The following is a 7,274-nucleotide window of genomic DNA, read 5'->3' on the forward strand; positions in this document are numbered from 1 at the left end:
TGCGTCCTCAACCGCATGGACATTGATCGCCTCGATCCGCATGCTCACACGACGGACAGCAAGGCATTGTCAAGCTTGAAAAACTTTCGGATCGGGCTCTTAAAAAAAGACAACACTGGAATTCTTATGTATCCATCCTATCTTAAGGTTACCTGACTATACTTGTAATTCATTAAACTATTCCATTTATAATTGATAATTAAACAATATAAAACATATAGATATTTTCTTTTATGTTTGGTTGATTTCTAATTTCATCAAATATTCATATTATGCGCCGTGGGCTGTCCTATACCTCTGCATGCCTATGGTCTGAATAGGCGCATGTACAGGAATGGATATCATGAAACCGGATTCCGAACCGAAATCGCCGCAGATCCATGAAGAATGGCGATCCGCCGTTGTTCTGGTGTGGAAGGATACACGGGGCCAGACCAGACAGACCCCTCCCGCACCGGTTCCTGAACTGGTGGAGGAAGATGAAGCCTACATCCATGATGAATTCTGATTTTCTTCCACCCGTACTGTAATCAGGAAAACAGATGGAGAAGACCCCGACATGACCGAAATCCCCGGCAGCGATGCAGCATCGTGGGAACGGAACCGCCTGCGAGAGGAGGTACTGGACGATATTGATGAAGAAATAGAGCTGGAACTGGATGATGTCCGCCTGGGTTCGGACAGGGATAAGGGCACGCCTGATTTCAGACGGGCGTATTTCCGCGAACTGCTGACCCTGCAGGGGGAACTGGTCAAGCTGCAGGACTGGGTCAAGGAAACCGGGCACAGGCTGGTGGTGATCTGTGAAGGACGGGACGCGGCGGGCAAGGGCGGCGTGATCAAGCGCATTACCCAGCGCCTGAACCCGCGCATATGCCGTGTTGCGGCCCTTCCTGCCCCCAATGACCGCGAACGGACGCAGTGGTATTTCCAACGTTACGTCAGCCACCTGCCGGCGGCGGGGGAAATCGTGCTGTTTGACCGTAGCTGGTATAACCGCGCGGGCGTTGAGCGGGTCATGAATTTCTGTACGGATGATGAGTATGAGGAGTTCTTCCGCTCCGTGCCCGAATTCGAACGGATGCTGGTGCGCAGCGGAATACAGATTGTCAAATACTGGTTTTCCATTTCCGATGACGAACAGGAACTGCGCTTCCGCGCCCGCATGGAAGATCCGCTGAAGCAGTGGAAACTCAGCCCCATGGATCTGGAAAGCCGGCGGCGGTGGGAATCCTATACGCTGGCCAAGGAGATCATGCTGGAACGTTCAAATATTGACGAAGCACCATGGTGGATCGTTCCTGCCGATGACAAGAAGAAAGCACGCCTGAACTGTATCAGTCACCTTCTGTCACAGGTACCTTATCATGATGTCAGCAAGCCCGAGGTGCGCCTGCCCGAACGTGTCTTCAGTCCTGATTACATTCGCCAGCCCGTGCCCGAGACCATGATCGTGCCGCAGACATACTGAATGCTTTTCAACATTGGGGACTGATACAGATAAACGGTTTCCGGATGCCGCCTTTGTTCCAAAGGCGGCATTATTTTTTGAAAAATACTCATCAGACATGATGCTGACCGGGACATCTCAGTCAGACAGGGCATAGTAATGTATATACGCTGTCCATGAAAAAACCGGGACCGCAGGGCATGCGATCCCGGTTTCGTCTTGTCAGCCATTCAGTGAATGTCAGGAATTCAGCAGATAGAACAGGCCGGCAGCAAGCGTGATGGTGACCGGCAGGGTGCATATCCACGCCAGCGCGATCTTGACCAGCATGCCACGGTTGATGCCAGATCCCGATCCCAGCATGGTGCCCGCGATCCCGGCGGTTATGATATGTGTCGTGCTGACCGGCAGGCCGGTATAGCCCGCGGTTGCGATCAGCCCGGCACCCACCAGTTCGGCCGATGCCCCCTGGGCTGGTGTCAGGTGGGTATTGCCGATCTTTTCACCCAGCGTATGCACGATCCGCTTGTAGCCGATCATGGTGCCGATCCCCAGGCACAGCGCGCTGAGCAGGCGCACCCACCACGGTGCATATTCCACGACCGGGCGCATCTGGTTACTGAGCACCTTAGCCTGCGCGCGCTCATGGGTTGAGGCGGAGGGATTGACGGATACAGCCTTCAGCCCCGCCACGACTTCATACATGTCCGCACGCAGGACGGAGGGAACGACATTCTGCGCATCGGTGCGGGACAGGCGGCCAACCGCCGCAATCGCTTCGTCACGCAGGCCGTCATGGTCGTACTGTTCAATCAGTGGTGCGGCGCTGGTGGCATATTCGGCAATATGCGGGATGCGCGGTGTGCTGTCGGGGGCAAGGGCAAAGGTTGCGGGCAGGATGCCGATAATGGTCAGCATGATCAGGCCAATGCTTTTCTGACCATCGTTGCTGCCATGGGAGAAGCTGACACCGGTGCAGGTCAGGATCAGCAGGCCACGGACCCAGCCACGGGTCGGTCTGTCACCCTGCGGCGGCTGGTACAGTTCGGGATCATGGACAAGGTGCCGGATGATGAAATACAGGCCACCCGCGCCGATCAGCCCCAGCAGGGGGGAGATGGCCAGTGCGCGCAGGATTTTCCAGATCTGTGACCAGTCAACGCTATTGCCCAGGTCACGCGTGTGCAGCAGCGCATCCCCGATGGCAATTCCGATTAGTGCCCCGATCACACAGTGGGAGCTGGAGTTCGGGATGCCGAACCACCATGTAAACAGGTTCCACGCCAGCGCCGTGCCAAACAGCGAAATCAGCATCGGCACGGCCGGATCACCATTGGGGGGCGACAGCACGTTCGCCGGCAGCAGTTCAACCAGCCCGTAGGCCACGCTGATTCCGCCCAGCAGGACACCGACAAAATTCATGCACCCTGACCAGATCACGGCGGTCCGGGGTTTGAGTGATCTGGTATAGATAACGGTCGCAACGGCGTTGGCCGTGTCATGAAAGCCGTTTACGAATTCAAAGACACAGACAAGCGCAAAACATACGACCAGTGCGATGATCGAAAATGCCGAATAGGGGGCGAAGTGGAGCATGAAATAATACACCAGTAAGTTACTGTTGCACGCACCATAAATAAGTAAAAAGTAAAATATAAGAGGATGGTTTTGGGTTTAATATAATATTCATATTTGAATATATGCTAAATATAGATCAGCATGTCGGGACGGAAAAGGAATGTCTCACGCCCGCAGTCGCGTGGCTTCCATGGCGCGGGCGGGCTTGTACCGGCCCGTCCGGAACCGGGTGCGGGCCCGGGCTACGGCCGCTTCGAATGTGGGCAGGATGTCACCGTCCATCTGCGTGACACGTTCATGCATGGCGCGGAATTTGTATGGCTCGTCAGGGCTGTTGTGGAAAACGATGCCGACAAAGATGCCATCGATTTCTATAACGCTGGATTCAAACATAAGGGTGAGTCCTGTCTGTTTTACCTGGGGAATGCCGTAAGGCGCCGTTTAACCCCGCTGCGGGTGCTATGCAGTAGTTCAGGTGCCCGCGCAACCGGAAATAGATGAACTTTCTATGACATGCATAATATACATGGGATGACATTTATGTAGTGACTGGTGTCATAAAAACTTCATACAAAATAGATCAAGTTATTATTGCCATGGCGTGATGTTGCGGCCTAGTGCTGCTGATGTGTCATACACAGCAGGAATTACATGATGGAAAGTCCATCCACCATTACGGTCCGCGATGGCGTTGCAATGGATACGAATACGCGCGGGTGGTTCGGTGATCTGGTTTTCGGCATGCTCGCCCGCCTGGCCGGATGGTTCATCCTGCTTGTCATGGCCGGTATCATCATCGTGCTGGTGAGTGGGGGGTGGCGGGCATTTTCCGCCTTTGGCCCCGGCTTCATCACCAGCACGGCCTGGAACCCGATTTCAGATCACTTTGGTGCCGCGACCTCCATTTTCGGCACGCTGGTCACGACGCTGATCGCGCTTGTCTTTGCCGTGCCCTTTGCATTTGGCGTGGCCTTCTGGCTGGTGGAAATGGCTCCTCCGGCGCTGGCGCGGTTTATTGAAACCGCGGTGCAGCTTCTGGCGGCGGTGCCCTCCATCATCTTCGGCATGTGGGGGTTTTTCATAGTGGTGCCGTTCATGGCGCATTATATTGAACCTGTGGCCACGCATTACCTTGGCCATGTGCCCGGCATGGGCCTGCTGTTTCGCGGTGCGCCCTACGGGACGGGGCTGCTGACCGGCGGCCTGATCCTGGCCATCATGATCACGCCCTTCATCTGTTCCGTCATGACGGATGTATTCGTCTCCATTCCCGCCGTGCTGAAGGAAAGCGCCTTTGGCCTTGGCGCCACGCGGTGGGAGGTGATGCGCGATGTCGTGCTGCCGTGGTCGCGGCAGGCGGTCATGGGGGGCATCATGCTGGGCACGGGCCGTGCGCTGGGGGAGACGATGGCCGTGACCTTCGTCATTGGCAACAGCAACCGCCTTGGCTGGTCACTGTTTGCGCCGGGTAACACCATTGCCTCGCTGATCGCGCTGGAATTTCCCGAAAGTTCGGCCGGTAGCCTGAAGCTGTCCGCCCTGCTGGCGCTTGGTGCGATCCTTATGATCATTTCATTCATCACCCTGGCCTGCTCGCGCATTTTCCTGCAGCGCGGCGTGTCGAACTGAGGAAAGCCATGATGTCAGCCCCCCAATCGCAATCCATTGATGCCGGTGGATGGCAGCGCGGCGGCGCAATGGCCGTGCGGCGCAGGCTGGTTGAACGGTTTGTCAGCCTGCTGTGTAATGTGGCGACGGTTGTCGTGCTGTTCCTGCTGTTTTCGATCCTGTGGACATTGGTGACGCAGGGGGCAGGGGGGCTGACGCTACCGACCTTCGTGCACAGCACGGCATCCCCCGGCAGTGGCGGCGGCCTGGCGAACGCCATTATCGGCAGTTGCGAACAGACTGGTCTTGCCGCCCTGATCGGCACGCCGTTGGGCATGATGGCGGGGATCTACCTGTCCGAATTCGGTCAGGACGGACGGATTGTCATGCTGGTCCGGTTCGTGTCGGACATGCTGCTGTCGGTGCCGTCCATTCTGGTGGGTCTGTTCATCTACCTGATCATTGTGGAACCGGCAGGCCACTTTTCCGGCATGGCGGGCACGCTGGCGCTGGCGGTACTGTTCATCCCCATTGTCGTCCGCACGACGGAAGACATGCTGCGTCTTGTCCCGCGCGCCATGCGTGAAGCGGCCTATGCGCTGGGCGCGCCGGGGTGGCGGGTGATCCTGAGTGTCTGCCTGCGTTCGGCGCGTGGCGGGATCATGACCGGCATCCTGCTGGCGCTGGCGCGGATCTCGGGCGAGACTGCGCCCCTGCTGTTTACCTCGCTTGGCAACCTCAACTGGTCCACCAACCTGAACGAACCCATGGCCAGTCTGCCGGTCACGATCTACCAGTATGCCGGTTCAGCCTATGATGACTGGGTGCAGATGGCATGGACCGGGGCATTGCTGATTACTGTCGCGGTGCTTGCAACAAACATCCTGGCCCGCTGGTGGCTAACGCGCAATGGATCTGCACAATAATGAACAAACCTATCATGGATGATACGACGGGCCACGATACCTCTGCCCTGGCGCTGGCCATACGCAACCTGGACTTCTGGTATGGCAGCAACCATGCGCTGAAGGACATATCGCTGGATTTTCCCGCGCGTCAGGTCACGGGCATGATCGGGCCGTCCGGCTGTGGCAAGTCCACGCTGCTGCGTATCCTCAACCGGATGTATGACCTTTATCCCGGTCAGCGCGCAACGGGGGAAGTCCTGTTTGACGGGCGCAACATCCTGTCCCCCAGCCTGGATGTCAACGTGCTGCGTTCACGCATTGGCATGGTGTTCCAGAAACCCACGCCGTTTCCCATGTCCATTTATGACAACATCGCCTTTGGCGTGCGGCTGCATGAACGCCTGTCGCGCACGGATATGGACCAGCGCGTGGAGGGGGTGCTGCGGCGCGTGGCGTTGTGGAACGAAGTAAAGGATCGCCTCGGTGCTTCGGCCGCCGCCCTGTCGGGCGGTCAGCAGCAGCGGCTGTGCATTGCGCGCACCATTGCAACGCGCCCTGAAATCATCCTGCTGGATGAACCGACCAGTGCGCTGGACCCGATTTCCACGGCCCGGATCGAGGAACTGCTGGATGAACTGAAGCAGGAATTCTCCATTGCCATCGTGACGCACAACCTGCAGCAGGCGGCGCGGTGCGCGGATCGGGTCGCGTTTTTCTACATGGGCGAACTGGTGGAAGTGGATACGGCTGACAAGATGTTCACCGCGCCGCACGCCAAACGCACCCAGGATTATATTACCGGCCGCTTCGGCTAAAAGCGAAAGCAGTAATGATGCCACATGAATCCGTACATACGGTCCAGAGTTATGAGCAGGAACTGGAACAGCTCCGTTCGCTGGTAAACCAGATGGGTGGGCTGGTGGAACGGCAGGTGGCGCAGGCCATTACCGCCGTGGTCGAACATGATGAGGTCGCAGCCCTCGACGCGCCCGAAATGGACCCGCAGGTTGATGAACTGGAACGTGAGACCGAGGCACTGGTCATCCGCCTGCTGGCCCTGCGCGCGCCCATGGCGGGCGATCTGCGTGAAGTCGTGGTCGCGCTGAAGATCTCGGGCGATCTGGAACGTATCGGGGACTGCGCGGCTTCCATCGCACGCCGGGCCATGCGCAACGAACTGCTGTCATGTCCCATCTCACTGACGGGACTGCACAGCATGGGGCGACTGGTGCAGGAAAACCTGCGGCGTACCATCGACGCCATGGACCAGCGTGATCCCGAACTGGCGCGTCTTGTCTGGCATTCGGATACGGCGGTGGATGAACTATATGTTTCCCTGTTCCGTGAACTGGTGACGTACATGATGGAAGACCCCCGCAATATTGGTCCGTGTGCGCACCTGCTGTTCATTGCCAAGAACCTTGAGCGTATTGGCGACCATGCAACAAATATTTCAGAGCGTGTGTACTACGCCGTAACCGGCAATATCCTGCCGATCGTGCGCCCGCGCGGGAAAACGTTTGACTGAGGCGCCCTGCTTGCACGACCGCACCATGGCGGCGGTGCGGGCCATACGTATGTTGATGCGGCTGGATACGATTTCGCGGGTCACGGGGTGTATTGCTGGTTAGCACTACTTTGGCAGAATATGTTGCGAGGTCTGGAGTAGAAGGTTTCCACAGTGCGGGCATTGCCCGATAGGTGGTCGTAGGATGCGATCAAGAATGGCC

General features: G+C 57.3%; 8 protein-coding genes. 6 read left to right on the forward strand and 2 right to left on the reverse strand.

Features of this window, described 5'->3' with window-relative positions; all coding sequences use genetic code 11:
* The first annotated feature begins 343 nt into the window (after positions 1–343).
* The gene (locus CFR80_RS19495; protein WP_181418259.1) at positions 344–508 is read left to right on the forward strand and encodes a hypothetical protein; all 165 of its coding nucleotides are present in this window, start codon (positions 344–346) and stop codon (positions 506–508) included.
* Between the two features lie 51 nt (positions 509–559).
* Positions 560–1,471, forward strand: a complete 912-nt coding sequence (gene ppk2, locus CFR80_RS16220; RefSeq protein WP_110507714.1) for a polyphosphate kinase 2 — start codon at positions 560–562, stop codon at positions 1,469–1,471.
* Between the two features lie 219 nt (positions 1,472–1,690).
* Here ppk2 and CFR80_RS16225 read toward each other — a convergent pair whose 3' ends face one another.
* A complete protein-coding gene (locus CFR80_RS16225) occupies positions 1,691–3,046 on the reverse strand; it encodes an inorganic phosphate transporter (protein WP_110507715.1) in 1,356 nt (451 codons plus the stop codon).
* Positions 3,047–3,193: 147 nt separating this feature from the next.
* Positions 3,194–3,421, reverse strand: coding sequence for a hypothetical protein (locus tag CFR80_RS16230; RefSeq protein WP_110507716.1), 228 nt, complete (start codon positions 3,419–3,421; stop codon positions 3,194–3,196).
* A gap of 258 nt (positions 3,422–3,679) precedes the next feature.
* On the opposite strand from CFR80_RS16230, the gene pstC reads away from it, so the two are divergent.
* The 4 genes from pstC to phoU are packed head-to-tail and all read left to right on the forward strand — an operon-like array spanning position 3,680 to position 7,072.
* Entirely contained in the window at positions 3,680–4,657 is a 978-nt protein-coding gene (gene pstC, locus CFR80_RS16235; RefSeq protein ID WP_010517157.1) for a phosphate ABC transporter permease subunit PstC, read from the forward strand.
* An 8-nt stretch (positions 4,658–4,665) separates the two neighbouring features.
* On the forward strand, positions 4,666–5,562 hold the full coding sequence (gene pstA, locus CFR80_RS16240) for a phosphate ABC transporter permease PstA (protein WP_110507717.1): 897 nt from the start codon (positions 4,666–4,668) through the stop codon (positions 5,560–5,562).
* A complete protein-coding gene (gene pstB, locus CFR80_RS16245) occupies positions 5,562–6,359 on the forward strand; it encodes a phosphate ABC transporter ATP-binding protein PstB (RefSeq protein ID WP_010517153.1) in 798 nt (265 codons plus the stop codon). Before pstA ends, pstB begins: the two co-directional genes overlap by 1 nt.
* A gap of 17 nt (positions 6,360–6,376) precedes the next feature.
* The gene (gene phoU, locus CFR80_RS16250; RefSeq protein WP_029329775.1) at positions 6,377–7,072 is read left to right on the forward strand and encodes a phosphate signaling complex protein PhoU; all 696 of its coding nucleotides are present in this window, start codon (positions 6,377–6,379) and stop codon (positions 7,070–7,072) included.
* Positions 7,073–7,274: the final 202 nt, after the last annotated feature.

It is taken from the genome of Komagataeibacter oboediens, assembly GCF_003207815.1.
Classification (GTDB): Bacteria; Pseudomonadota; Alphaproteobacteria; order Acetobacterales; family Acetobacteraceae; genus Komagataeibacter; species Komagataeibacter oboediens.

Excerpts from the sequence above, each read along its gene's own strand:
- pstB (WP_010517153.1), top strand. The coding sequence starts at position 5,562 with ATGAACAAACCTATCATGGATGATACGACGGGCCACGATACCTCTGCC.
- pstC (WP_010517157.1), top strand. The coding sequence starts at position 3,680 with ATGATGGAAAGTCCATCCACCATTACGGTCCGCGATGGCGTTGCAATG.
- pstA (WP_110507717.1), top strand. The coding sequence starts at position 4,666 with ATGATGTCAGCCCCCCAATCGCAATCCATTGATGCCGGTGGATGGCAG.
- CFR80_RS16230 (WP_110507716.1), bottom strand. The coding sequence starts at position 3,421 with ATGTTTGAATCCAGCGTTATAGAAATCGATGGCATCTTTGTCGGCATC.
- CFR80_RS19495 (WP_181418259.1), top strand. The coding sequence starts at position 344 with ATGAAACCGGATTCCGAACCGAAATCGCCGCAGATCCATGAAGAATGG.
- ppk2 (WP_110507714.1), top strand. The coding sequence starts at position 560 with ATGACCGAAATCCCCGGCAGCGATGCAGCATCGTGGGAACGGAACCGC.
- CFR80_RS16225 (WP_110507715.1), bottom strand. The coding sequence starts at position 3,046 with ATGCTCCACTTCGCCCCCTATTCGGCATTTTCGATCATCGCACTGGTC.
- phoU (WP_029329775.1), top strand. The coding sequence starts at position 6,377 with ATGCCACATGAATCCGTACATACGGTCCAGAGTTATGAGCAGGAACTG.